Annotated in this window: 21 protein-coding genes; 6 read left to right on the top strand and 15 right to left on the bottom strand. The window is 66.6% G+C overall.

Annotation, left to right across the window (positions count from 1 at the left end; translation table 11 throughout):
- Positions 1-6 precede the first annotated feature (6 nt).
- Both BAU07_RS14615 and BAU07_RS14610 read right to left on the bottom strand, forming a co-directional pair.
- Positions 7-504, bottom strand: coding sequence for a MarR family winged helix-turn-helix transcriptional regulator (locus tag BAU07_RS14615; RefSeq protein ID WP_066659021.1), 498 nt, complete (start codon positions 502-504; stop codon positions 7-9).
- Positions 505-604: 100 nt separating this feature from the next.
- Positions 605-2,077 carry an MFS transporter gene (locus BAU07_RS14610; protein WP_084025769.1) on the bottom strand — a complete coding sequence of 491 codons (1,473 nt, stop codon included), beginning with the start codon at positions 2,075-2,077 and terminating at the stop codon, positions 605-607.
- A 167-nt stretch (positions 2,078-2,244) separates the two neighbouring features.
- Between BAU07_RS14610 and BAU07_RS14605 the strand changes: the two genes are divergently transcribed.
- The 5 genes from BAU07_RS14605 to BAU07_RS14585 all read left to right on the top strand — a co-directional run bounded on the left by BAU07_RS14605 (position 2,245) and on the right by BAU07_RS14585 (position 6,628).
- Entirely contained in the window at positions 2,245-3,045 is an 801-nt protein-coding gene (locus BAU07_RS14605; protein ID WP_066659019.1) for a sulfurtransferase, read from the top strand.
- A gap of 18 nt (positions 3,046-3,063) precedes the next feature.
- Complete coding sequence (locus BAU07_RS14600; protein ID WP_232338135.1) at positions 3,064-3,996, top strand: TauD/TfdA dioxygenase family protein; 933 nt, start codon at positions 3,064-3,066, stop codon at positions 3,994-3,996.
- Between the two features lie 74 nt (positions 3,997-4,070).
- Positions 4,071-5,042, top strand: coding sequence for an ABC transporter substrate-binding protein (locus BAU07_RS14595; RefSeq protein WP_198168800.1), 972 nt, complete (start codon positions 4,071-4,073; stop codon positions 5,040-5,042).
- On the top strand, positions 5,043-5,879 hold the full coding sequence (locus BAU07_RS14590; RefSeq protein WP_066659010.1) for an ABC transporter permease: 837 nt from the start codon (positions 5,043-5,045) through the stop codon (positions 5,877-5,879).
- Positions 5,876-6,628, top strand: a complete 753-nt coding sequence (locus tag BAU07_RS14585; RefSeq protein WP_066659008.1) for an ABC transporter ATP-binding protein — start codon at positions 5,876-5,878, stop codon at positions 6,626-6,628. The genes BAU07_RS14590 and BAU07_RS14585 overlap by 4 nt, the downstream gene beginning before the upstream one ends.
- A gap of 151 nt (positions 6,629-6,779) precedes the next feature.
- Here the strand turns inward: BAU07_RS14585 and BAU07_RS14580 are convergent, their stop codons facing one another.
- The 6 genes from BAU07_RS14580 to BAU07_RS14555 form a co-directional block, all read right to left on the bottom strand.
- Positions 6,780-7,718, bottom strand: a complete 939-nt coding sequence (locus tag BAU07_RS14580) for a M14 family metallopeptidase (protein ID WP_066659006.1) — start codon at positions 7,716-7,718, stop codon at positions 6,780-6,782.
- Positions 7,719-7,792: 74 nt separating this feature from the next.
- Entirely contained in the window at positions 7,793-8,785 is a 993-nt protein-coding gene (locus tag BAU07_RS14575) for a Bug family tripartite tricarboxylate transporter substrate binding protein (protein WP_066659005.1), read from the bottom strand.
- Between the two features lie 134 nt (positions 8,786-8,919).
- Positions 8,920-9,834 carry a LysR family transcriptional regulator gene (locus BAU07_RS14570; protein WP_066659000.1) on the bottom strand — a complete coding sequence of 305 codons (915 nt, stop codon included), beginning with the start codon at positions 9,832-9,834 and terminating at the stop codon, positions 8,920-8,922.
- Positions 9,835-9,939: 105 nt separating this feature from the next.
- Complete coding sequence (locus BAU07_RS14565; RefSeq protein ID WP_066658998.1) at positions 9,940-11,463, bottom strand: efflux transporter outer membrane subunit; 1,524 nt, start codon at positions 11,461-11,463, stop codon at positions 9,940-9,942.
- Positions 11,460-12,743 (bottom strand): efflux RND transporter periplasmic adaptor subunit, encoded by a 1,284-nt coding sequence (locus BAU07_RS14560; RefSeq protein ID WP_066658993.1) that lies wholly within the window; start codon positions 12,741-12,743, stop codon positions 11,460-11,462. The genes BAU07_RS14565 and BAU07_RS14560 overlap by 4 nt, the downstream gene beginning before the upstream one ends.
- 4 nt (positions 12,744-12,747) lie before the next feature.
- Complete coding sequence (locus BAU07_RS14555) at positions 12,748-15,966, bottom strand: efflux RND transporter permease subunit (RefSeq protein ID WP_066658991.1); 3,219 nt, start codon at positions 15,964-15,966, stop codon at positions 12,748-12,750.
- A gap of 365 nt (positions 15,967-16,331) precedes the next feature.
- Here BAU07_RS14555 and BAU07_RS14550 point away from each other — a divergent pair, with 365 nt between their 5' ends.
- Positions 16,332-17,501: an alpha-hydroxy acid oxidase gene (locus BAU07_RS14550; RefSeq protein ID WP_066658989.1), complete on the top strand. Its 1,170-nt coding sequence runs from the start codon at positions 16,332-16,334 to the stop codon at positions 17,499-17,501.
- Between the two features lie 26 nt (positions 17,502-17,527).
- Here the strand turns inward: BAU07_RS14550 and BAU07_RS14545 are convergent, their stop codons facing one another.
- The 7 genes from BAU07_RS14545 to BAU07_RS14515 all read right to left on the bottom strand — a co-directional run bounded on the left by BAU07_RS14545 (position 17,528) and on the right by BAU07_RS14515 (position 24,872).
- Entirely contained in the window at positions 17,528-18,415 is an 888-nt protein-coding gene (locus tag BAU07_RS14545; RefSeq protein ID WP_066658987.1) for a LysR family transcriptional regulator, read from the bottom strand.
- 144 nt (positions 18,416-18,559) lie between these two features.
- Positions 18,560-19,336 (bottom strand): ABC transporter ATP-binding protein, encoded by a 777-nt coding sequence (locus BAU07_RS14540; protein ID WP_066658986.1) that lies wholly within the window; start codon positions 19,334-19,336, stop codon positions 18,560-18,562.
- Between the two features lie 158 nt (positions 19,337-19,494).
- Positions 19,495-20,253, bottom strand: coding sequence for an ABC transporter permease (locus BAU07_RS14535; RefSeq protein WP_066658985.1), 759 nt, complete (start codon positions 20,251-20,253; stop codon positions 19,495-19,497).
- The gene (locus BAU07_RS14530) at positions 20,250-21,092 is read right to left on the bottom strand and encodes an ABC transporter permease (RefSeq protein WP_066658984.1); all 843 of its coding nucleotides are present in this window, start codon (positions 21,090-21,092) and stop codon (positions 20,250-20,252) included. Before BAU07_RS14530 ends, BAU07_RS14535 begins: the two co-directional genes overlap by 4 nt.
- Positions 21,089-22,213 carry an ABC transporter substrate-binding protein gene (locus tag BAU07_RS14525; protein ID WP_066658982.1) on the bottom strand — a complete coding sequence of 375 codons (1,125 nt, stop codon included), beginning with the start codon at positions 22,211-22,213 and terminating at the stop codon, positions 21,089-21,091. The genes BAU07_RS14530 and BAU07_RS14525 overlap by 4 nt, the downstream gene beginning before the upstream one ends.
- A complete protein-coding gene (locus BAU07_RS14520; protein ID WP_066658980.1) occupies positions 22,210-23,733 on the bottom strand; it encodes an amidohydrolase family protein in 1,524 nt (507 codons plus the stop codon). The genes BAU07_RS14525 and BAU07_RS14520 overlap by 4 nt, the downstream gene beginning before the upstream one ends.
- A gap of 158 nt (positions 23,734-23,891) precedes the next feature.
- Positions 23,892-24,872, bottom strand: a complete 981-nt coding sequence (locus tag BAU07_RS14515) for a Bug family tripartite tricarboxylate transporter substrate binding protein (protein ID WP_157122245.1) — start codon at positions 24,870-24,872, stop codon at positions 23,892-23,894.
- Positions 24,873-24,994 lie beyond the last annotated feature (122 nt).

The following is a 24,994-nucleotide window of genomic DNA, read 5'->3' as shown; positions in this document are numbered from 1 at the left end:
TGATGATCATGCAGAATCCTGGCTCGCTGCGACGGGCTCGAACGGCGTGCGGGCTCTCGGTTCGAGTTCATCGACGACGCGCCGCAGCAGCTTGAGCAGTCGCAGGCGCTCCGGCTCCGAGAGGGGCGCCATCTGCTGCGCATAGGTGGCCTCCGCCATTTCCGCCGTTTGATCCAGGGCGCGCTGTCCCGCCGGCGTAAGGATAAGCCGGCGCCGCCGGCGGTCGATGTCCGCCTTCTTGCGTGTGATCCAGCCGCGCGTCTCCAACGCCTGGACGATTTGCGATACCGTGACCTTGTTCATCCCGATCGCCTTGGCCAGGTCGCTCTGGTTCACGCCGCGCAGGTCATGCAGGGCGATCATGACGGAATACTGCGCGGGAGACAGGGCCAATTGCTCGAAGTTCGCTTCGAAGATGGCGACGTAAATCTGGTGCGCCCGACGCAGCAGGAAGCCGGGGCGGGAGTAAAGCTGGGACAGGCGTTCGACGGGTTGGGCGGGCATGTGAATGGCGAGGTGGGGCGCATCGCGCCTGATCGTGCACGGAGGCCGGCATCGGATGCACCATCATCGCGTACGGCTCTGCCGATTTCGCTGCGCGCGATCAGCCGGCCCGGTGGCCGCTGAGTTCTGCGCCGGCGCGCGCGGATAGCGCACGGTAGCAGGGCATGGCGGCGCAGGCGAACAGTGCGAGGAGGATGAAGGCGACCGAATAATCCGTGGCGGCGGGCGCGTTGCGGGCGCCTAGATTAGCAGACCATTGCACGGTCAGCGCCGACAAGGAGATGCCGACCATGACGGCCAGTTGCCACGCCATGGTGTTCAGCGTGGTGGCCGGTGCCACTTTGCCGGGAGGCAGATCGGAATAGGACACGGCGGTCAGCGCATTGAACTGCACCGCCCGGAAGAAACCGGCCATGGACACGAAGCCCGTGATGCCGGCCAGGCCCCAGTGCGGCAGCGAGAACAGCGCGCAGCCGGCAAGCGCCGTCGCGCAGGCCACACCGTTGTAGCAAAGCACCCGCCGGAATCCCCACCGTCGCAGCAGGCGGGTGGTCTGCGTCTTGGTGAAGAAGGCCACCGAGCCGCTGATCAGCAGCACGACGCCGCTTTGCAGCGCGGTGTAGCCCAGGCCCAGTTGCAGCATGAGAGGCAGCAGAAAGGGCAAGGCGCCATAGCCGACGCGCACCAGCGATCCGCCCCAGAATCCCGCGGCGAAGGTCGGCAACCGCAACAGCCGGAAGTCCAGCATGGGCGCGGACAGGCGACGAAAGCGGCGAACATAGAACACCACGCATAGCGCGAGGGCCGCCAGCAGGCCACCGAGCAAGGGCAGGCTCGCTCCGTGCCTCGCGCGCTCGATCAGCAGGATCAGCAGGGCCAGCGCGGCCGCCGCGAGCAGCCATTCCCGCACGTCGAAGGCCAGGTCGGCGCGCTGGTGCAATTGCGGCATGAGGCTGCGCGCCGCCCATAGGCCGGCCACGCCCACCGGCACATTGATCAGGAATACCCAATGCCACGATAGATATGCGGAGAACAGGCCACCCAGCGGCGGGCCCAGCATGGGGCCGACCATGGCCGGCGTGATGAACCAGGCCAGCGCCTCCACCAGTTGCGCCTTGCTGGTGGTGTGCACAATGGCCGTGCGGCCTACCGGGACCATCATCGACGCCGCCGCGCCCTGCAGGGCGCGGCATACGGTCAGCACCGCCAGGCTTGGCGCCACGGCGCACAGCACCGAACTGGCCGTAAACAGGGCGACGGCGCAGGAGAATACCGTGCGCGTGCCATAGCGCGCCGCCACCAGGCCGCTCAGCGGGACGAACACCAGCGAACACAGCAGATAGATGGTCATCGTCACGTTCAGGCTCAACGGATCGACGCCGAAGTCGCGGGCGATGTCGGGGATGACCGGGCTGATGATGGTGGCGTCCAGTTGCTCCATGAAATAGGCGGAGCCCACCAGGATCGACAAGGGGCGAAAGCTGGTGTTCCGGGCGTCCGCCTTCGTGGCGTGGGGCGGATCCGCAGGGATCGTCTTATCGATGTCGTTGGCGTCACGGATGGAAGAAGACATGTGTCTCGGGCCGGTGTGCGAAGAAGGGGGCAGGCCGTCATTCTGCGCGCTCGAACGGCGCGCCAAAAGTGTGAATAGTAAATAAGCTAACAAATTAATGTGCGTTTGAGGGCGAGCCCGTCGACGATACGATGCCGTCCATACCGATCCCGAAATGGAGCAGGGCAATGGCAACATTCGAACTGGCCACGCCAGCATCGTTGATGAAGGACATCAGCCAGCCGGACTTGGCGCTTATCGATACGCGTCCCGCCGGCGATTATTGGTCTGGCCATATCGCGGGCGCGCGCCACCTCGATCCCTCGCTGTTCGCGACTCCCGGAACCGACGCCGCATCCCTGGCGCGCCTGCATGCCGTCCTGGCCTGGAGCCTGTCCGCGCTGGGCATTACGCAGGATGCCCGTGTCGTTGTCGCGGGCATGCGGAACGAGGTCAACGCAGCCCGGGTGGCATGGGCACTGGCCTATGCAGGCGTGCGGCATATCGCACTGCTGGACGGGGGTGTGGAAGCCTGGGAGGGCGAACGCGTGACGGCCGCGCCTGCTGTAACGGCCACCGCTTTCACCCTGGACCCCCAGCCCGCCTATCTGGCCACGGCAGAGGAGGTCCTCGCCGCCGCTGGAGACGGCGGTGCGCGCATCCTGGACGCCCGCACCCGGGAAGAATACGCAGGCGAGCGCAGCAATGCCGGACGCACCGGCCGCGTGCCTGGCGCGCGATTCTGGGATACGAGCCGCGAACTCGACGCCGATGGACGCTACGCGGCTCCCGGCCAGTTGGCGTCCGCGGTGAAGGACTTGGTCGCCGCGGACGAGCGGGCCATCATCTATTGCGGCGGCGGCGGTCGCGCGGCCCGCACCTTCATCGCCTTGCAACTCGCGGGGCATCGCGGCGCGGCGGTCTATCCGGCGTCCTGGAATGAATGGGGCACCTCCGAGAGATATCCGGTCGACACGGCCGGCGCCTAGGCCCAGCACGACACAAGGATGGAAGACACCATGTACGGCATCGTCGTCGACAACGAAAAACTCGACCGGATCCAACCCAGGATCCTGGATATATCCCGCTATCTGGGCAGTCCGGCCGAGGTGGGCCGCGTGACCGTGACGCCCTATTCGCCAACGGTGGGCGCGCGTGTCAGCGGACTGCGCATCGACGAGGATGGTGATGTCACGCCCGCGGTTAGAACGCTGCTGTACGACGCGCTGCTGCGCTACGGGTTCCTCAGTTTCGAGCCGGGCACCGTGGACGTCGCACGGTTCGAGCGGCTGGTGTCCCTGTTCGGCAAGGCAAAGCTGATGAACACGCCGTATACGCCGGAGACGGGCAAGAGCGGGCAACTCAACACCATAGATGCGTCGACGAAGAAAACGCGCATGAACTATATCTGGCACATGGACCAGGTGTTCCAGCCGACTTCGCCGCCGTACACCGCGCTGCTGGGCGAGACGATGCCTGCGCTGGGCGGCGACACGCTGTTCGCCAATGCGACGGCCGCCTACGACCTGCTCGATCCGCTGCTAACGGCCTACCTGGAAACGCTGACCGCCGTGCATGACGCGGACACCATGGGCTATTTGACCCTGGCATATCACGACCTCGATGCGCGCGCGGAGCAGCGGCGCAAGTATCCGCCTATCGAAGTGCCGCTCATTCGCACGCATCCGGAGACCGGGCGCAAGCAGATCTTCGTCAACGAGCTCTATACGCACCGCATCCTGGGTGTCAGCCGACGCACCAGCCAGTCCTTGCTGGACGTCCTGTTCGATGCGCTCAGCGCGCCGGAGGTACAGGCGCGCCATCGCTGGGAGGACGGCACCGCCCTGATCTGGGACAACCGTACCGTGCAGCATCGCGGCGTTCCGGATTTCGGCACGCAGCGGCGCATCATGCATCGTGCGCTGGTGCTTCCGGACTAAGGCCGTATTTCGATCCCGCCCACCTCGTTGCGGCGGGCGGTGTTCACCCGATGATTTTCAGTTGCAGGCAGGATATGAAACGCAGAGATTTCCTACAAATGGCGGCTGGCGCGGCTGGCATCGGCATGCTGCCGGGCGCGGCCCGGGCGCAAGACAGGCAGAAGGTGCGCATAACGCTGCCATCGCCGGGCAGCGCCGGCTCGGCCTGGAGGCCGCTGGTCGCCCGGTACAGGCTCGACCAGGACCTGGCGCTGGAGTTGGAATGGGTGACGGCGGACCCGGGGAAGATGCAAGTGCAATTGAGCGCCGGTTCCCTGGATGTGGGGGTGTTCGGGTCCATAGGCCTGGCGACGCTGGCTAATCGTGGCAGCGATATTGTGCTGTTCGGCCCGGCGCTGAACAATCACGGCCGCTGGATCGTGCGCGGCGACAGCGCCTTCAGGTCGCCCAAGGACCTGATCGGCAAGCGCATCGCCACCACCGCCGAAACCAGCGAAACATATCAGCAGGCGCGCATCGCTGCATCGCTGACGGGCCTGGACCTGAAGAAGGACATCAAGGTGATCTTCGGATCCCCGACGGCGAATCTGGCGCTGTTCGAGCGCGGCGACGTGGAAGGCATCATTACCCTGGAGCCGACCGCGACGCGCCTGGTGGGACGCGGCGCGCTGGAAATCGCCCGTGTCGCCGATATCTGGAAAGAGGCGACCGGACAGGCCGACGATCCCTTCCTGGTTGGCCTAGCCGCCAGTCGGGGCTGGTATGAACAGAACCGTGAGACTGCCGCCAAGCTGGCCACTTTGTTCGAGCGGATCGGCGCCACCATTGCCCAGGACCCCGACAGGCTGAAGCCGATCGCAGGCGAACTGGGCCTGAAGGCCGACGAGACCCAGGCCATCGATCTGCTGCCGCGGCGCTTGGCGCCCGCCTATGCCACCAAGTGGGACACGGGCGTCTTCGCGACCATCGACAAGCAAGTCGACGTGGCGGTGAAGCTCGGCCTGGTGGGGGCCGCGCCGCCCCGCAAACTCTACGCGCAGGCCTGAATGAGCTCCGACAACGCGATCCTGCGAAGCGGCGGCGTGGCGCCGCCACCTTCCGCCGCGAAGGCCTGGAGGCTGCGCGCATTCCTGGTCCGGGCCTGGCCACCGGCGGCTTTTTTTCTGCTGCTTGCTGCATGCTGGGAGGCCATGGCGACCTGGCTTCATTCCCCCTTGGTACCGGACTGTGCGGCCATTCTGCGCGAACTCGTGGATATCGTGCGCAGCGGAGCGGGATTCACGCAAATCGGCATTACGTTCTTGCGCATGTCGCTCGGCTTTCTGCTGGCGCTGCTGTTCGCCATGCCCGTCGGCATTCTGAGCGCGGTCTCGCGCACCGCTGAACGCTTCTTCGAACCGGGCGTCATATTGGGCCTGACCGTACCCGGCCTGGTGTGGGCCTTGCTGTGCGTCATCTGGTTCGGCGTATCGCTGGCCTCGCCGGTTGTCGCGGTGGCCCTGGGGGTGCTGCCCGCTATGGTGATCGCGGTGCACCAAGGGGTGCGTTCGCTGGAGCATGAGCGTGTGGAAATGCTGCGGGTATTCCGGCTTCCGCCGGTACTGGTCCTGCGCAAGGTATGGCTGCCGCTGCTTTACAGCTTCATCGTGTCGGGTTGTCGCGTCGGATTTTCCATCGCCTGGAAGGTCATTGTGCTGGTGGAGATATTCGGGATGTCGGACGGGGTGGGTTACCAGCTGAATTCCAAGTTCAGCACCCAGGACGTAGAGGGCGTGATTGCCTGGACGCTGGCCTTCTGGGTCGCGATGCTGGCCATCGAACACGGCATCTTCGGGCCGCTGGAGGTCCACGCCAATCGCTGGAAGCGGGGAAACCCGCGATGAGCAGCCATATCCGGCTTCGTGGCATCACCAAGAGCTTCCCGCCCTTGGGAAGCGCCTCGCAACGCATCGTGATCGCCCAATTGGACCTGGACGTGCACGCCGGCGAATTGCTCGCCCTGGTGGGGCCTTCCGGCTGCGGCAAGTCCACGCTGCTCAACCTGATTGCCGGACTCGATCTGCCCACGCAAGGCGATGTGCGCTTCGACCGGCCCTTCGAAGGGATCAATCTTGGCGTGGTGTTCCAGCAGCCCCGCCTGCTGGATTGGCTGAGCGTGGCCGAAAATATCGGCATCGTCCTGGCCGGTCGGGGCAAGACGGCGGAAGACGTCGCGCGTACGGTGCGTCAGTTGATCCAACGCGTCGAACTGCCCGACCATGCGCAGTCCTATCCGCAGTTTCTTTCCGGCGGCCAGCGCCAGCGGGTTTCCATCGCGCGTGCCTTCGCGGTGCAGCCCGACGTGCTCTTGCTCGACGAGCCGTTCAGCGCACTGGACGAGCTCACTGCCCGGCGGCTGCGGCTGCTGCTGCAGGCAATGTGGATGGCCGGGGAGGGCCCCCGGCCCACCGGCGTGCTGGTGACTCACAACATGCTGGAGGCCGCATTCCTGGCCGACCGTATCGCGGTGATGGGCGGATCGCCAGCCGAAATCGTACGTGTCATCGAGGTGGATGTGCCGCGGCCCCGCGATCCTGACGATCCGGCCTTGTTCGAGGTCCACAGGCAGGTGATGCGGGCGCTGCAGGGGTAAGTCTCAGCGCTCGAGGGAGATCATCCGCTTGCCGGCGCAACTCGGCGGAGTGAGGCCGAATAACGCTGGCCGCGCATTGGATAACATGGGCGTTGGAATGATGGCGACGAGGCGCACGGTCGATCGACGCGCCACTTTGCGCGGCGCGATTCTATAAATCGCGCGCCAGCCGTACCACCGTCACCCCGGGCTTCAGTTGCCGGAGCGACGGCATGACCAGCGTGCATCGATCGTAGGGCGTAACAATGGGCTTGCCGTCCGCCCAGCCCAACACCGTGCCGGCGTGCGGCAGGGTTTCCAGGCCCTGCCAAGGCTCGCTGAATCGCACTTCCATGGACGGGGCGACCACTGCATCGCTTACTTCGAGCACCCGCTGGGTCGGCGGGTCGGGCAGCAGCCATTCCGCAGGAATGTCATCGGCGCCGACGACACCGGACGCCGACAGCATGCGCGCCGTCATGTCCCGCGCCACGCCGTGGGAAGACGGGTCGCCATGGAAGCCGCATTCGATCAGCAAGGCACAGGCGTCCTCGCGCGACGCATCGCCGAATTGGGCGAAATCGCGCATGCGTACGCCGTCCTTGTGGCCGGCATCCACGATAACGTGGCCGGGGGCCTTCAGGCTGCGCGCCAGGGCGATGTTGCGTGGCAGCACGCCGGTCAGGAGAAGCGGGGCGCCGGGTTCGTGCATCGAGTGCAAATCCAGCAGCCAGTCCGCGCGTTCCACCCATGGGCGCAATGCCGCGGCGCGCCGGCAGTCGGCGGTCTGTGGGTTTTGCAGGCGACCGTCGCTCCATACGCGGTTCATGTCTTCCTCCACGAAGCGCGCGGCGTCGGGGCGGAAAGGGTCGAACCGGTCGAAGGCCTCCAGGTTGCAGAACGCGAGGGTGAGGCTGCCACGGCGCGGGCGTAGCCCCGTGGCGAGCAGGTCTTTCAGCGCCCAGGCGCCGCATAGCTCGTTGCCGTGCAGCAGCGCCGTAATCAGGAGGCGGCGGCCCGGCATCCCGGAGTCGAAGTGCCATACGCCTGGGGTGCCAGTGTTGCCGATGCGTTCGGTACCCAGATCGGGCGTGGAGAGTTTGAAGTCCATGAAGCTGTCCGTGAGGTCATGATCGCCGACCGGGGGCGGGTGGAACCCGGCGCGGCTAGAAACGCCGCCCGCTGTCAATTGGCCTCGATCCTGGCCGCCTTGACCAGCCCGCGGTACTTCTGCGTCTCGGCGGCCTGGAACGCCGCGAGATCCACTCCCGGTCGCGCGACCTCGGCGCCTGCGTCCCGCATCCTGGCGCGGAACTGCTCGGAGGCCAGCGTGTCGTCCAATGCCGCGCGTAGCCTGGCCACCACGGGTTGGGGAAGTCCTGCGGGACCATACAGAGCAAACCAGACATTGATATCCACGGACTCGAAGCCCGGAGTGGCCGCCAGCGGTGCAATCTCCGGCGCGGCGGTCGAGCGCTTGTTCTCGGTCAGGCCCAGCGCGACGATCTTCCCGGCGCGGACTTGCGGCAGCGCGGATGACAGCACCAGGACGCCGAAGTCCAGCTGGCCGCTTATCAAGTCGGTGACCATGGGCGCCACGCCCCGGTAGGGGACATGGCCGACCTGGGTGTGGGTGGACTCGTTCACCATTTCGCCTGCCAGATGAAGCGCGGTGCCCACGCCAGAGGACCCATAGTTGTAGGTGCCGGGCGTCGCGGCGCGCACCTTCTGCAAGTAATCCGCAGCGGTCTTCACCTCCGATCTGGGGCTGGCGGCCAGCACCATCGGCTGGGAACCGACGAGGCCTACGGCCGTGAAGTCCGAGCTGCCGTTGTATTGGACGGCGGTGTTGATCATCCGGGCGATGACCATTTCGTTGGTCGAGCCCAGGAGCAGGGTATAGCCATCCGGTTCGGCGCGCGCCACGCGTTGCGCGCCGATGGTGCCGCCGGCGCCGCCCAGGTTCTCGACCACTACGGCCTGATCGAGGCGCTTCGCCATTTCCTCGGCCAGCAGCCGTGCGGTCAGGTCGACGCTTCCACCCGCGGGATAGCCGACGACCAACGAGATGGTGCGCGCGGGATAGGCAGCCGAGAAAGCCGCGGCGGGTACGGCGAGCGCGGAGCCGGCGCATAGAACGGCAAATACCTTGGACATCCGGTGGGTGATCGCTTTCATCAGTTTCTCCCTGGGGGCGGTTTGGACGGCTTGGCCGTCTTCTTGGACTCAGGGCGTATTGTCCGGCGCCAATGTGCGATCGCCGTGCCGAAGCGGCACGTTGTCGTGCCTTTTTGGTCAGGGGAGGAATGCTGTCAGGCGGTGCGGCGGGCAGTCGCTGCCCAGGCCGCTTCGGCGAGTTCGGCCATGCGCGCGCGTGGCCGATAAAGGCGTACTTCGAATGCCACCTCGTCGTTGCGCCCGCCCAGGGCCGCCAGCACGCCACGCCGGCAGTCGGCGACCACCATGGACCAGGGTAGCCACGCCACGCCCAGCCCATTGGCTACCGCGCCATGTGCGGCGTCCAGTGAATCGCTGCGCATGAACGGCGCCAACGCGTAGGGCGTGGTCTCGAGGCGATCGCCCAGGATGCGCGCCATCGCCAGCCCACCCGCGTAGGCAATCAGGGGTGTGGGGCGGCCGCCTTCGCGCAAGGCATAGCGTGGGTGCCCTCGCGTGTCCACCTGGGTGACCGGCACCAGCTTGTCGGTGGCCAAGGTCATGTACCGATAGCGTTGCGGGCTTAGCGAGATCGACATCGCGGGGTGCTCGTAGCAGCACAACATGTCGACCTTGCTTTGCTCGAGCCTGACGACGAGGTCCTGCATGTGTCCCGTCGATATTTCGACCTGGGCGCCGCCGCTAAGCACCTTGGGGGTACGGTGCCGCAGCCGGGCCACCCAGTCGGTGACCAGCGTCCGGGCCAGACTCCGCCCCGTCGCGATACGCAGCACCGCATCGCCTTCCGCGCGGGATCCGCGCATGCGCTGGCGCACCAGGCCCATGTGCTCGACCACCTGTATCGCGGCTTTCAGCAGCGCGTCGCCTTCCGGCGTCAGCGTCGCGGGATGTTGGCCACGATGCACCAGGGGAGCGCCCGCCCAGGCTTCCAGCGCCCGGATACGGCGGCCAAAGGCGGGATGCGTGACGTGCCGCGATTCCGCCGCCCGGACGAAGCTGCCGGTCCGCGCCAGTGCGATCAGGTCTTCGAAAAGTTTCAGGTCGGACATCGGGTTCGTTGGAGAGAAGACACATCTGCCTGAGTGGCATCCGGACTATACGATCGGGCGGACGCGAGGACGTCCATGCCGCCTTGCTGCGACAACCTCGGCGTCCTATCGAGTCGCTGCCGCGGGCACTCCGGCAGACCCAGGTGCGGCCCCGGCTGCCACACCATGACTCACCGCCGACCGCGCCTGGGCATCCGCATTTACCCAATCGCCACCCAGTGCCTTCACCAGCAGCACCGACACCAGCAATCGCTGCCCGGTCAATTGCGCCGCCTGCCGCTCGGTATTCAGCACCGCCTGCTGCGCGGTGATCACATCCAGGTAGGTGGTGGCGCCGCCGCCATATCGGTCGGCCGCCATATCCAGCACCCGCCGCGCATCGGCCACCGCCGTCTGCGACTGGGCGGTCGCCTGGTCCAGCGCGGCCAGCCCCGTGATGCCATCCTGGACTTCCTGCATCGCGCCCAGCACCACACGCCGGTAATTGCCCACCGTGGCTTCATAGCCGGCGCGGGCAAAGTCGACGTTGGCGCGCGTGCGTCCGGCATCGAACAACGATTGGGTGGCGGACACGCCGATCGACCATAGCAGGCTGGGCGCATCGAACAGCGTGGCGATTTCGCGGCTGTCGAACCCTACGCTGGGATTCAGGATCACGCTGGGGTAGAACGCCGCCGTGGCGACGCCGATCTGCGCGTTGGCCGCGGCCATCGCGCGTTCGGCGGCCGCGATGTCCGGCCGGCGCTCCAGCAGGTCGGACGGCACACCCAACGGAATGGCCGGCGGTGTCATGGCCTCGGACAGCGGCTGCGGCGGCAAGGAAAACACCGGCGCCGGCGTGCCCGTCAGCGACGCGATCGCATGTTCGAACTGCGCACGCTGCTTGGCCAGGATATGGGTCTGCGTCAGGGTGTTGTCGAGCAATGCCTGCTGCTGCGCGACTTCCAGCCCGGAGGCAGCGCCGCCGTCATAGCGCGCCGTGATCAGGTCCAGCGCCCGGCGTTGCAAGGCCACGGACCGGTTGACCACGTCGATTTCGGTGTCGAGCGCGCGCAGGTTGACGTAGTTGGCCGCCAGCTCGGTCGTCAGCAGCAGGCGCGTGTTGGCCAGGTCGGCGGCCGACTGTTCAGCCGATGCCCGCGCGCCTTCCAGCGAGCGCTGCACCCGGCCGAACAGATCGACCTCATAGCTGGCGTTGAAGGACAGGGCGTAGTCGTTCTGTACGGTCGAATATTGCGGCGACGCGTAGTTGGTCAGCGGCCGGTTGCCGCTGATCTTGAAACGCGAGGCACGGGTGCCGGCCGTCAGCGCGGGGAACAGGCCGGCGGAACTGGCGTCCGCGGCGGCGCGCGCCTGGGCCAGCCGCGCCGTGGCGATGGCCAGGGTAGGGTTGGCCGCGAGCACCTGTTCCTGCAGGCGGTCCAGCGTGGGGTCGCCAAAGCGACGCCACCACGCGCCCTTGTCGGAGGCATCGCTGGGCCGGGCCTGCCGCCATGGCGCCTCCACGTTCCAGGTAACCGGTATGTCCACCTGCGGACGCTGGTAATCCGGACCGGCGGCACATGCGGACAACAGGGTCGCGATGGCCGCGCCGTGGAGGGCGCATTTGATCCCGCGCCGCTGCGTCATTGCGAGCTGCCTTCGCCGTGGCCCGCGTTGCCTCCCGGGGCGACGATTACCGGCGTGACGGCCGGTGTTGGCGCCGGGGTGGCTGATTCCGCGACCTGGACCATGTCTCCGGCCGCCAATGAGTCCGCCGGATTGAGGACGATGCGGTCGCCCGCCTGCAGGCCGTCGGATATCTCCACGCTCTGGCCGTAATTGCGGCCCACGGTCACACGCCGCATGTCGATGCGTCCGTTCGGCTCCACCAGGGCGACCATGGTGCCTTCGCGGCGAAAGAGCAGGGTGTTGGTGGGCACGGCCAGCGTATCGCCCGCGGGCAGGTCGAGCGCCACCTGGACGTAGGCGCCCGGCATGAGGACACCCTCGGGGTTCGGCAAGGCGACCTCGACCTGCATGGTGCGGGTGGCCAGGTCGATGGATGCCGCCGTGCGGGCGATCTTGCCCGGGAAGCGCCGGCCGCTGAGTTCGGTCTGCGTGACGGTCACCGGTGCGCCAATCTTCACCGACTGCGCGTAGCGCTGCGGCACATTGATGTAGACGCGCAGCGGATCGGTCTGCGACAACAGGAACAGGGGCCGTCCGCTGCCGGCGTCGATCAGGTCGCCCACGTCGACGTTGCGGCGCGTGATGATGCCCGAGAAGGGCGCGACGATGCGCTTGAAGCTTTCCAGTTGGCGCAGACGCTGCACGTTGGCCTCGGCCGCCGCCAGGTTGGCATTGGCTTGCGCGGCCGCGCCGCGCCGTTCGTCCAGATCCTGTTGGGACACGACGTCCTTGCGCCGCAGCGCTTCCCAGCGTGTCAGGGTGCTGGTGGCCAGCCCCAGGGCGGCCTTGGCCTGTTCGCGCGAGGCGATGGCTTGCGACAACTGCTGGTCGATCTCCGGCGTTTCGATCTCCGCCAGCAACTCGCCTTTTTCGACGCGGCTGCCGATGTCCTTGGTCCAGCGTTTCAGGTAGCCGCTGGCGCGCGCGGACAGCGGCGCCTGCACATAGCCTTGCAGCGTGCCCGGCAGGGCCAGGGACTGGCCGGTCTTGGGCACGCTGGGCAGCACCGTCTGCACATACTGCATGGCGCGCGCGTGGGTGCCGGCTTCCAGTTCATCGGCGGTCTGGATGCGGCTGACCACGGTGCGCGCCGCGCCCAGGGCCAGCAACACCAGGACCACCAGGGTCAGGATGCGGGTACGCCGCACCATCTGGTCGCGCTTGAGCAATTCGCCGGACCCGGCTTCGCCGGGGCTGAGCGGGTGTATGCCCAATTGATTGTGTCGCTGCTCCGACATGTTCCTAGATCTCCCGCGGCGCGGTATCCGGCGCCAGGGGCGCGGCGTCAGGGCGCGCGTCCCCGGCCTGCGCCTTGCGGCGTCCCAGGCGATGATGTACGCCGGCAAAGACCACCGGCACGAAGAAAAGCGTCGATACGGTGGCGAACAGCAGCCCGCCGATCACGGCGCGCCCCAGGGGCGCATTCTGCTCGGCGCCTTCGCCGATGCCGAGCGCCATGGGGATCATGCCGATAATCATGGCCAGCGCCGTCATCAGGACCGGCCGCAGGCGCGTGGCCCCGGCCTCCAGCGCCGCGGACAGCACGGGTGCGCCTTCCTCGCGCCGTTGCCGGGCGAAGGACACCAGCAGGATGCTGTTGGCGGTAGCCACGCCCATGGTCATGATCGCCCCGGTCAGCGCCGGGACGCTGAGCGTGGTGCCGGTGATGAACAGCATCCAGGCGATGCCGGCGAGCGCGGCCGGCAGGGCGGTAATGATGATGAAGGCGTCGATCCAGGACTGGAAGTTCACGACGATAAGCAGGTAGACCAGCACGATGGCCATCAGCAGCCCGACCCCCAGGCCGATGAAGGACGACTGCATGGTCTGCACCTGTCCGCGCAGCGTCACCTGGCTGCCGCGCGGCAGCTTGTGGCGGATTTCGTCGACCTTGCGGGATACATCGGCCGCCACGCTGGCCAGGTCCCGGCCCTGCACGCCGACGTAGACGTCGATGGCGGGCTGGATGTTGTAGCGCGACATGACGGCGGGTTGCCGCGAGGGCTGGACGTCGACCAGGTTGCCCAGCAGTTGCGTGTTGCCGCCCCCAGGCGCGCCGGGCGCGCCCACGGGCAAGGCCAGCAGTTGGTCCATGCCGTCGATCTGGTACTGCGGGGCCTGGATGGCGACGTTGTACACCACGCCGTTCTGCGGATTCAGCCAGAAGGCGGGCGAGGTCTGCGTACTGCCCGAGAGCGCGATCAGCACGCTTTGGCCCACGTTGGCCGGACTGAGGCCGACCTGCTGCAGGCGGGTGCGGTCCATCACCATGTTCAGTGTCGGCGTATCCAGGCGCTGGTGCACATGGGCGTCCACCGCACCCGGGATCTGCCGGATGGACTTGGTCAGTTCGGCTGCCAGCTCCGCGTTGGCGTTCATATTGCTGCCCGTGAACTGTACGTTGATGGCCGCGGGCAGGCCGAAGTTGAGGATCTGCGTGACGATGTCGGCCGGCTGGAAGAAGAACTCGATCCCGGGAAAGCGCTTGGGCAGCTCGGCGCGCAGCAGTGAGATGTAGTCCTCGGTGGGTGCATGCCCGTCGCGCAGCGACAGCAGGATTTCTCCGTCCAGCGTGCCGATGGTGCCGGCGTTGCTGTACGAGAGATTGATGCCGCTGTTCGGCACGCCGAGGTTATCCAGGATGGTCTCGAGGTCCTTCGGGGGAATCATTTCACGGATGGCGGTCTCGACCTGGTCTGCCAGGCGGGCGGTCTCCTCGATCCGCGTGCCGGTGGGCGCGCGCATGTGCAGGCGGATCTGGCCCGCGTCCACGGTGGGGAAGAAGTCCCGTCCCAGGAAGGGATACAGTAGGCAGGACAGCAGGCAGAAACCCAGGAAGAGCAGGGCGAAGGCCTTGCGCCGGGCCAACTGCGCCGACAGCACCAGCGTGTACGCGCGCCGCATGCGCTCGAAACGCTGGTCGAAGGCGCGATACACGCGCTGCAGGGCGCTGGGCCGGGCATCGGGGTCGCCCTTGCCGTGGTTCTTCATCAGCAACATGACCAGCGTCGGCACCAGGGTGCGCGACAGCACGTACGAGGCCAGCATGGCGAAGACCACGGCCTCGGCCAGGGGGACGAAGAGGTAGCGCGCCACGCCCGACAAAAAGAACATCGGCACGAATACGATACAGATGCACAGCGTCGACACGAAGGCCGCCATGCCGATCTCGTTGGCGCCCGTCAGGATGGCCTGCTTGAGTTCGGTCCCCAGGTGCAGGTGGCGTTCGATGTTCTCGATGGTGACGATGGCCTGGTCCACCAGGATGCCCACCGACAGCGCCAGCCCCCCCAGCGTCATCAGGTTGAGCGTCTCGCCCATCATGTGCAGGGCCAGGATGGACGCCAGGATGGACAGCGGGATGGTCAGGGCGATGATCAGCGTGCTGCGCCAGTTGCCCAGGAACAGCAGCACCATGGTGGCGGTCAGCAAGGCCGCGATCAGGGCTTCGATGATGACGCCCTTGACGGCGGCCTTTACGAAGACCGACTGGTCGAACAGCGGCGTGACCTTGATGTCGGCCGGCATGGTCTGGATCACGCTCGGCAGAAGCTCCCGCAGGTTCGCCACAATGTCCAGGGTCGAGGCGCCGCCGTTCTTCAGCACCGACAGCAGCACGCCGCGCACGCCGTCCTGGCGCACGATATTGGTCTGCGGATTGAAGCCGTCGCGCACATACGCCACGTCGCGCACATAGGTGGTGGCGCCGCCGGGCACGGTGCGCACCGGCAGGTTGTTCAGCCCGGCGATGGTTTCGGGCGAACTGTTCATCTTGATGCTGAACTCGGTATCGCCGAATTTGGCGGTACCCGACGGCAGGATAAGGTTCTGCAGGTTGACGGCGTTGACCACGTCGGCTGGCGACAGCCCGCGCGCCTGCAGCGCCTGCAGGTCCAGGTCGACCGAGATCACCCGGTTCTTGCCGCCGTAGGGAAAGGGCACCGCCACGCCGGGAATGGTGATCAGCCGTGGGCGCAGGGTGTTCAGCGCGGCGTCGAACAAGGACGGTTCGGGCAGCGTGGCGCTGGACAGGGCCAGTTGTATGACCGGAATGCTGGACGCCGAATACTTGATGACCAACGGCGGCGTGATGCCGGGCGGCAGCTGGCGTACCTGGGTCTGTTCGGCGGCCACGACCTGGGCGATGGCGGTCTGGATGTTCGCCGTGGGCTGGAAGAAGATCTTGATGACGGTGATGCCCGCCAGCGATTGGGACTCGATGTGCTCGATGTCGCTGACCGTCGTGGTCAGTCCGCGTTCGTTCTGCGCCGCGATGCGTTGCCCCATCTCCTGCGCCGACAAGCCGTTGTAGTTCCAGATGACGCTGATGACGGGTATGTCTATTTCGGGAAAGATATCCGTCGCCATCCTCATCAACGCAAAGGGCGTCGCCAGGATGATCAACAGCGCCATCACGATGAAAGTATAGGGACGGCGCAAGGCCAGTTGGACCACCGACACAACTTATCCCCAGAGCGGAAGAGGGTGCTGCAGCATCATGATGCGGGCGCCCTGTGGCGGGCGTGAGTGGGACGGCACGCGGGCCCTGTCCCACGCCCCGCGCGCCGGTGGCGCACGCGGGATGGAGCAGGGCCGGGATGTCCGACAATTTCAATACAGAACGTAACAGCTATTTTTGGGCATGGCGCGGGAAAGCGCAAGGCGGATAAACGAGGGGTTTGCCCCTATTTCGGTGGATACCTGGCGTAAACGGTGCGAAAGCGTGCGCGGCCATACCGATGTTGCGGCGCAACCGGCATGGCCGCGCACGCTGGGTTAAGCTTCCGCCTCGTTGAATCAGAACCCCAGACGCTGCCAATACGACCATGCCTTTGCCGTCCCGATCCTTTATCGCAACCATCGAAGACATGCGCGTGCTTGCGGAAAAGCGCGTGCCGCGCATGTTCTACGACTACGCGGATTCCGGTTCATGGACTGAATCGACCTACCGGGCCAACGAAGCCGACCTGCAGAAGATTCGTTTCCGGCAGCGCGTGGCGCGGAATATGGAGAACCGCAACATCGCCACCACCATGGTGGGTATCCCCGCCGCCATGCCGGTGGCGCTGGCGCCCACCGGCCTGACCGGCATGCAGCACGCGGACGGCGAGATCCTGGCCGCGCAGGCGGCCGAGGCCTTCGGCGTTCCATTCACCTTGTCGACGATGAGCATCTGCTCCATCGAGGACGTGGCCGCGCACACCACCAAGCCGTTCTGGTTCCAGCTGTACGTGATGCGGGACCGCGACTTCATCGAACGCCTGATCGACCGGGCCAAGGCCGCCAACTGCTCCGCCTTGATGCTGACCTTGGACCTGCAGATCCTGGGCCAGCGCCACAAGGACCTGCGCAACGGCTTGACCGCGCCGCCGCGCCTGACGCTGCCCAACCTGTTGAACCTGGCCACCAAGCCGGCGTGGTGCTATCAGATGCTGCGCACCGGCCGGCGCACTTTCCGCAATATCGTCGGCCATGCGAAGGGCGTGGGCGACCTGTCGTCGCTGTCATCATGGACGGCGGAGCAATTCGATCCGCGCCTGAGCTGGGACGACGTGGAATGGATCAAGAAGCGCTGGGGCGGCAAGCTGATCCTGAAGGGCATCCTGGATCCCGAGGATGCGCGCCTGGCGGCCGACACGGGCGCCGATGCGCTGATCGTCAGCAACCACGGCGGCCGGCAACTGGACGGCGCGATGTCGGCGATCAGCATGCTGCCGCGCATCGTCGACGCGGTGGATTCGAAGATCGAAGTATGGATGGACAGCGGGATCCGGTCGGGCCAGGATATCCTGCGCGCGGTCGCGCTGGGCGCGCGCGGCACGCTGATCGGCCGGGCTTTTCTCTACGGCTTGGGCGCGGGCGGCAGGGAAGGCGTGACCAAGGCCCTGCAAATCCTGGCGAATGAACTGGATGTGACGATGGCCTTGTGCGGGCATCGCGATATCCACGATATCGATCGCGACATCCTGGTGCCGGGTACGTATCCCACGGCTTGAGCCCATGCCGGCGTACCCCGGCCGCGTTAGCCATGCGCGCGCAGGATGAAATCGTAGAAGCGCTGCGCCGCCGCGGATAGCGCGCGGCCCCGGCGTTTGATCAGGCCCAGCGTGCGCGATATCGACGGGTCGACCAGCGGGACGCTGACCAGGGTCGCGTGCGCGCCGCGCGGCATGCCGAGCTTGGGCACCACGCCTACCCCCACGCCCGCTTCCACCACGCTGACCAGCGCGGGAACGTGCTGCACCTCGCAGAACCAGCGCGGCAACTGCGCGGTGTGGGCGAGCGCCTGGTCGATCAGCATGCGGTTGCCGCTGCCTTGCGCCACGGCCACATAATCATGGTTGGCCAGTTCGGCCCAGCGCACCTTGCGCTTGCGCGCCAGCGGATGCTCGCGCGAGCAGGCCAGCACGAAGGGGTCTTCGATCAGGGGCTGGAATTCGATGTCCGGCTCCTGGGTGCCGATGTAGGTCAGGCCGAAGTCCGCTTCGCTGCGGGCCACCGTGGTCAGGATCTCCGCCGACGTCTCGTCGCGGATGCGCAGCCGGATCCGTGGGTATTCGTCGTGGTACGCCTTGACCACGGGCGGCAGGAAGTAGCCCACGGCGGAGGGCACGCAGGCGATGGTCACTTCCCCCGACAGGCGGTCGGCCAGGTCGCGCGTGCCCAGCAGCGCGCTTTCCAGTTCGTTCAGGACGTGCCGGGCCTTGTGGACGAACCCTCGTCCGGCCGTTGTCAATTCCAGCCGCCGGGTGGTGCGCTCGAACAGGCGCAGGCCCAGCGCGCCTTCCAGTTTTTCGATGCGCCGGCTCAGCGCCGATTGGGAGATGCACAGGACGTCCGCCGCGGCGCGGAAACTGCCGTGGTCGCTGGCCGCCACGAAGGCGCGCAGGTCTGCAAGGTCGAAGTTCACGGGGCGATGTGGCGTAACGCATCATTGGCCGCCCGAGGTCCGATGTCGTCGGGGACACCCCGGAAAGGCGCCACCGGCGTCGGCCACCGCGGGCTGCCGTTGATGCGCTAGGCGCAATAATCACAGTAATCCGTGCACTCTACACTACTGGCCGTATTCTTCCGCGTCCAGGAAATCGCTTAGTACATCGTCGCGCAGTTGTATGAAACGCGGGTCGCTGCGGTCGCGCGGATGCGGCAGATTCACCCGTATCGTGCGATGGATGCGGCCGGGATGCGGCTGCATGATGACCACTTCGTCGCCCAGGAAGACGGCTTCGTCGACGTCATGCGTGACCAGGATCATGGTGATGCGCTCCTGTTGCCAGATGCGCTGCAACCGCTGCTGCATGCGCGACCGGGTCAACGCGTCGAGAGCGCCGAACGGTTCGTCCAGCAGCAGGATGCGCGGCCGGTTCACCAGCCCGCGTGCGATGGCGACACGCTGCGCCATGCCCCCGGAGAGCTGGTGCGGATAGGCGTTGTCATAGCCTTGCAGGCCCACCAGGGAAAGGTGTTCGGCGACCCGCTGGCGCTTCTCCGAATTCGAGATCGCGACGTTGCGCAGCGCCACGGCGACATTGCGCGCCACGGTCAACCAGGGGAACAGGCGATGGTCCTGGAATACGATGCCGCGATCGCCGCTCGGGTCTCCCACCGGCAGGCCATCCAGCAGAATGGCGCCCTGGTAGTCGCTGTCCAGGCCCACGATCAGGCGCAGGAGGGTGGACTTGCCGCATCCGCTGGCGCCGACGATGCTGATGAATCGGCCCGCCGGAATGTCGAGGTTGATGTTGTCGAGGACGGGCAGCGCCTGCCGGCCCGGCGCGCCGGGATAGCGCTTGCCCAGCGCGCGGATTTCGAGTGTGGAGGTGGCGGTCATAACGGTACGGAGAACGACGTTTGTTGATCGGGCGGCGGATGGACGGCTGGGGGCAATGCGCCCGCATGCGATTCCAGCGACGCGAGGCGGCCGAGTACGGCCGTCGCCTGGAGGAAAACGGTGTGGCCGCGGCTGCGTTCGGCCGGACCTGTGGCGGCTCATGCCACGCGCCAGCGGGCGAGGCGGCGTTCCGTCCAGCGCGCGATGGCGTTCAGGCCCCAGCCCACCAGCCCGATGACGACCATGCCGAAGATGACCAGGTCCATGCGAAAGTGTTCGCTGCCGTCGATGAGGGTGTTGCCGATTCCCAGGCCGGCCACCAGCAGGTATTCCGCGCCGATGGTGGCCAGCCACGAATAGATCAGGGCCAGGTAGATGCCGGTGAAAATGGACGGGATGGCGCAGGGCAGGATTACCGAGAAGACCCGCTGCATCCGGCTGTGGCCGTGCACGCGGGCGACTTCGAGCAAGCCGATCGGGGCAGAGCGTATTCCGTCACAGGTGTTCACCACGACGGGCACCAGGGCCGCCAGTGAAAGAAACACCACCTTGGCGGTATCGCCCAGGCCGAACCAGACCGAAATCAGGGGAATCCACGCGAAAAGCGAGACCTGCTTGAACGTATTGAAGCTGGGACCCACGATGCGCTGGAAATGTCGTGACAGCCCCAGCGCGGCGCCCAGCAGCAGGCCCAGCGTGGTGCCGATGCCGAAGCCCGCGAGTTCACGGGCAAAGCTGGCCCCGAGCGCGCGCCACAGTTTTCCGGTCGACACCTGGTCCAGGGTGGTCTGCCATACCTGTCCGGGCGACACCAGCATCGGAGACTGATGCAGACCGCTGTACGACAGCAGGCACCAGATCGCCACCAGCATCGCGGGCAGCACCCAGCCGCGCCAACGTTTGGCCGGCGCCGTCATGCCGACCCCCACGCCGGCGCGGGCCGGCCGCGGCAGAGGCGCCGCTCGGCGCCATCCAGCAGCCGGTCTATCGCAAAGCCGATGGCGCCTACGACGACGACGGCGGCCATGACGAGATCCAGCTGGAACAACTGCCGTCCGTAGACGATGAGATAACCCAGGCCCTCGCTGGAGGCGACCAGCTCCACGACCACGAGCGAAAGCCAGGCCTTGGTGAAGCCCAGCCGCAGGCCGGTGAACAACGTGGGAATGGCGTGGGGCAGCACGACCCGCAGGACTTGCTGGCGCTGCGAGTAGCCATATATGCGGGCGACCTCCAGCAAGGCGAGCGGCGTCTGCCGGAACGCTTGCAGCGTATTGAGCGTGACGGGAACCAGCGCGGCCTTGGCGATCAGGATGTACTTGAGCGGTTCGCCGATGCCGACCAGCAGCAGGACGAAGGGCAGCCACGCCAGTACGGGGATCTGCACCAGCGCATTGAAGGTCGGCAGCAGATACGCCTCGACCCGGCGCGACAGGCCCATGACGCTCCCCAGGGCAACCCCAAGCGCGGCGCCAGCCAGGAAACCCACGGCCACGCGCGTCATGCTGGCCCGGGCGTTGAGCCAGAGATCGCCGCTGCCGGCCAGGTCCCACAGCGTGTCGAACACGAAGCGCGGCGACGGCAGCACCTGCGGCGATATCCACCGGTACGAATCGCAGACCTGCCACACGGCCAGCAGGGCGGCCGGCAGCAGCCACCCCCATCCCCGGGATCCTGCCCAGGCAAGCAGGTCCCGGGGCGCAACGGTGCGGCGCGGGCGGTTTACGCCGGACAGGATGGACGGCGATGCGCTCATGGCCTATTCTCCCTGGGTCCGGCCTGGGCGGTCGAGGCTGGGCCATTGACACGGGTGATGCCGTCGGTGGCATAGCGCGGCCAGTAGTCCTCCAGGCCCTGGTCCTTCAGCGCCCGCTCCAGGTAACGCGTGTCGAACCAGTCGTCCACGCTGATCTCGCGTCGTATCAGCCTTTGCCGCAAGGCGTCGGCCGCCACGGCCTTGTAGCGGCCGACGATGAATGCGTCGACCACCGGCGAGTTGCGTGACTTCAGCGTCTGGTCCTGGAATTCCGCCTTGAACGACGCATAGGGAATACCGCTGCGCGCCCATAGCTGGAACAGGGCGTCGCGGTTCTCTTCGTCGGAGGCCCAGCACGCCGCCCGCACGAAGGCGTCGACCACGGTCTGGGTGGCTTGCGGATTGTCCTGGGCGAACGCGGCCCGGACCAACAGCGCGGCCTGCCGCGTGTAGGCCGGGTTCCCGCGCTGGGTCGAGAACACCATGCGTACCAGTCCCTGGTCGCGCAGCTTGAAGTATTCGATGCCGCCGAACGCGGCCTGCACACCGTTGGAGACGATGGCCGCCTGCGCGCTTCCGGTGTCCAGGTTGACCACCTTCAGGTCGCGCTCGGCCAGCCCATGCGCAGCCAGCACGTTGATGGCCACCAGATGGCCGTTGGTTCCGCGAAAGAGCGCTACCGTGCGGCCCTTCAAGTCTTCCAGGGTGCGCAGGGGCGACGCCGGGGGCACCGCCACATACAGGTTGTTGCGCGCGCCGCTGACCAGCAGCAGCCGCGTGTCGAGGCCGTTGGCGCGTCCCACGACGGAGGGCAGGTCCCCCTGGTAGGCGAAGTCGATCTGCCGGTTGGACAGCGCTTCGTTGACGGCCGGCCCGGCGCCCTTGAAGAACAGCCATTCCACCTTGGTGCCCTGGCGGGCGAAGGCGTCTTCCAGCCAACGATTGGCGCGGACGACGGCGCCCGGCGATCCGCCCCAGGTGATGGGATCGCCGCCGCCGGCCGTGGCCACGCCGATGCGCACGACGTCCGGGCCCGGCCAGGCGGTGCCGGCCATCGCCACCATGAAGGCCCCCGCCAGCCCGGCAAACAGCCGCCGCCGCAAACGAGACGTACCGGTCATCGTGCCTGCTCCGCACGGGACGCCTGCGCCCGTTCAATGGCCGTGCCCTTGAAGAAGCCGGGATTGGCTTCTGTGTAGAAGCGATAGGGGTTGTCGAAGACCCAGGACTTGAAGTCCGCGGCCGCGATGACGCCGTTTTCCACCAGATCCCAGCTTTCCGCGAGCGGTTCGGTGAATTCGGGCACATCCCAATGGCCCACATCGGAGGACCAGATGGCGTTCACCTTGGCGCCCAGCGGCAGGGCACGGCTGTTGAATGCCGACGCGACCGTGCGGTCGTCGGCCTCCGACCCGAAGTAAAAGCTGTCCAGCCAGCGCGTCCTGATGTCGTGCGGACTTTCGATGCCGGCGGCGGCGAAGTCGTCCAGTTCATCGGCGTTCGGCTCGCGGCTGTGATGCAGGGCCGAGATGCCCAGGCTGTCGCGCAGCAGCGTCTCGCGATTCAATTCGCGACCTTGCAACAGCGGGTGGCCATAGCGCCTGAACAGATCTTCCAGCAGGTCAAGGTCCGCGTTGGCGGGGTTGTAGTTCTGCACCGCATTGCGGTTGCGCTTTTCCCAGCGGTCGATCAGGTGGGTGTACACATGGGCGCCCCAGTCCGCGCCGCCTTCCAGCAGGGCGACGCGCAGCCCTGGGAAGCGCCGCGTCACGCCGCCGAAGAACAATGCCTTCGCGAATGCCTGCGAGCCATCGGCGAAATGGCCGATGTGGTTGAACATGTAGTTGCTGATCGATTGCCGGCCTGTCCAGCCCTGGCTGCCGTAGTGGGTGGTGACCGGCACGCCGAGTTCGACGACTTTGGCCCAGAACGGGTCGTAGTCATATTCGCTGTCGATGCCCAGGAAGTCGACGTAGCCGGCGTGGCGCGCGACGTCCGGATACTCGCTGGCGGGATACTTGTCGGCGATGGCCCGGATGGGGCGGCGAATGCCGCCCGGGATGTTGATGACCTTCAGTCCCAGCGTCTTGACGGCGAATTCCAGTTCTTCGATGCCTTCCTGCGGCGTGTGCAGGCCGATGCCGGCGACAGGCGTCAGGCGGTCGGCATAGGGGCGATACAGGTCGGCATGGAAATGGTTGATCGCCCGCTGCAGTGCCTGGCGGTTGTCCGCGCCAGCAGCCAGCGGCGCCAGGACATCGTTCGGGAACAGCACCGAGTAATCGGATCCCTGTTCGGCGAGGCGCTCATACAGCAAGGCGGGCAGGGTGTATGTCGCCAGGTCCAGCGTGTTGCGCGTGACGCGCGCCCACCACGGCGAGCGCAGCGTACGGTGATACTGGCGCTCCTGCGGCGTCTGCTGGTACCAGTCCTTGCCGCCGGCACTGCGGTTGGCGAAGCGGCCGCCTTGCGCGCGACGCAGCGCGTCCACGAGCTTGCTGCCGCCGTAATGCTGAACGTAGTCCTCCAGCGCGGGGGCGTAGTCATTGACGTGGACGTCCGTGTCGATGACGGGATGATCCAGCCGTGCCTTGACGGCGGCGGAGCGGGAGCCCTGGACTTGCTTCAAGCGGTCGTTCATGCGGTGTCTCCGGTAGGTGCGTGATGCGTACACTACCGGCGCGACCTGCTCACCCAAACGATTTCATACTCATTAGTTTTTGGCGCATTTCCTTATGGGCGATGTACTTATTCGCGTGCAGGGCCGAGGCGGTCCCGTGCGATCCCGTAGAGCACGCCTTATTCCGTCCTGATGTCCAGCCGCTGGATGATGTCGGCGAAGCGCTTGATTTCCGACTGGTAGAAAGCACGCAGCTGGTCGGGCGTCATGTACTCCGGGTCCGCGCCCTGCGTGGCCAGGCTTTTCTTCACGTCGTCGCTGGCCAGCACGACCTTGGTGGCGTGATTGAGTTTCTCGATGGCGCCAGCGGGCGTGCCGGCGCGGGCGAAGAGCGCATACCACTGGGCGAACTGCAGGTCCTTGTAGCCGGCTTCGGCCATGGTGGGAACGTTGGGCAGCGAGCCGGACCGGTGCGTGCTGGCGACGGCGAGGATCTTGATCCTGCCTGATGCGAGCAGGGGCGCGGCGGAAGCCACGCCGACGAAGGCCATGGAGACCTGCCCGCCCATGGCGTCCGCGACGGCCGGCGCATCGCCCTTGTAAGGAACGTGGACCATATCCAGGCCGGTCGCGGCCTTGAAGGCTTCCCCGCACAGATGCCCGGTGCCGCCGACGCCGCTGCTGCCGAATGCGAGCTTGCCCGGATGCGATTTGCCGTAGGCGATCAGTTCCGCGACGCTATTGACGCCCAGTTTGCTGTCGACCGCCAGCACGATGGGGACGGACGCCACCATGCCCACCGGCGCGAAGTCGGCCGTGGGGTCATAGGGCAGGGCCTTGTACAGCGTGGGATTGGTGCCATGCGTGGCGCTGTTTCCCATCAGCAGCGTGTAGCCGTCGGGTGCGGACTTGGCGACGAAGCCCGCGCCCACGATGCCATTGGCGCCCGCCTTGTTTTCCACCACGATGCTGGTCTTCAGCACTGCGCCCATGTTCTGCGCCATCAGGCGCGTGAGGAAATCGTTCGCGCCGCCGGCGGCGTAGGGAGAGACGGCCTGGATCGGCCGGTCGGGGTAATCCGCATGCGCCGCCACCGCGCACAGCGACAAGGCGAACAGCGCCGTCAGGCGGCGCGCGCCGGCGCCGAATCGTTTGTTCATCATCATCCTCCGTTGCCGCGGGTGGCGGCTATTCTTCTGGGTTCCACACATCCGCCTTGCAGTCGGCGCGTGCATGGAAAAAGTCTACGGAGTTACGCGGCGCAGTTGACGCCTTGATGCGC

The organism is Bordetella flabilis (genome assembly GCF_001676725.1).
Lineage (GTDB): Bacteria > Pseudomonadota > Gammaproteobacteria > Burkholderiales > Burkholderiaceae_B > Bordetella_C > Bordetella_C flabilis.
This window is presented reverse-complemented; position numbering and strand designations above follow the sequence as displayed.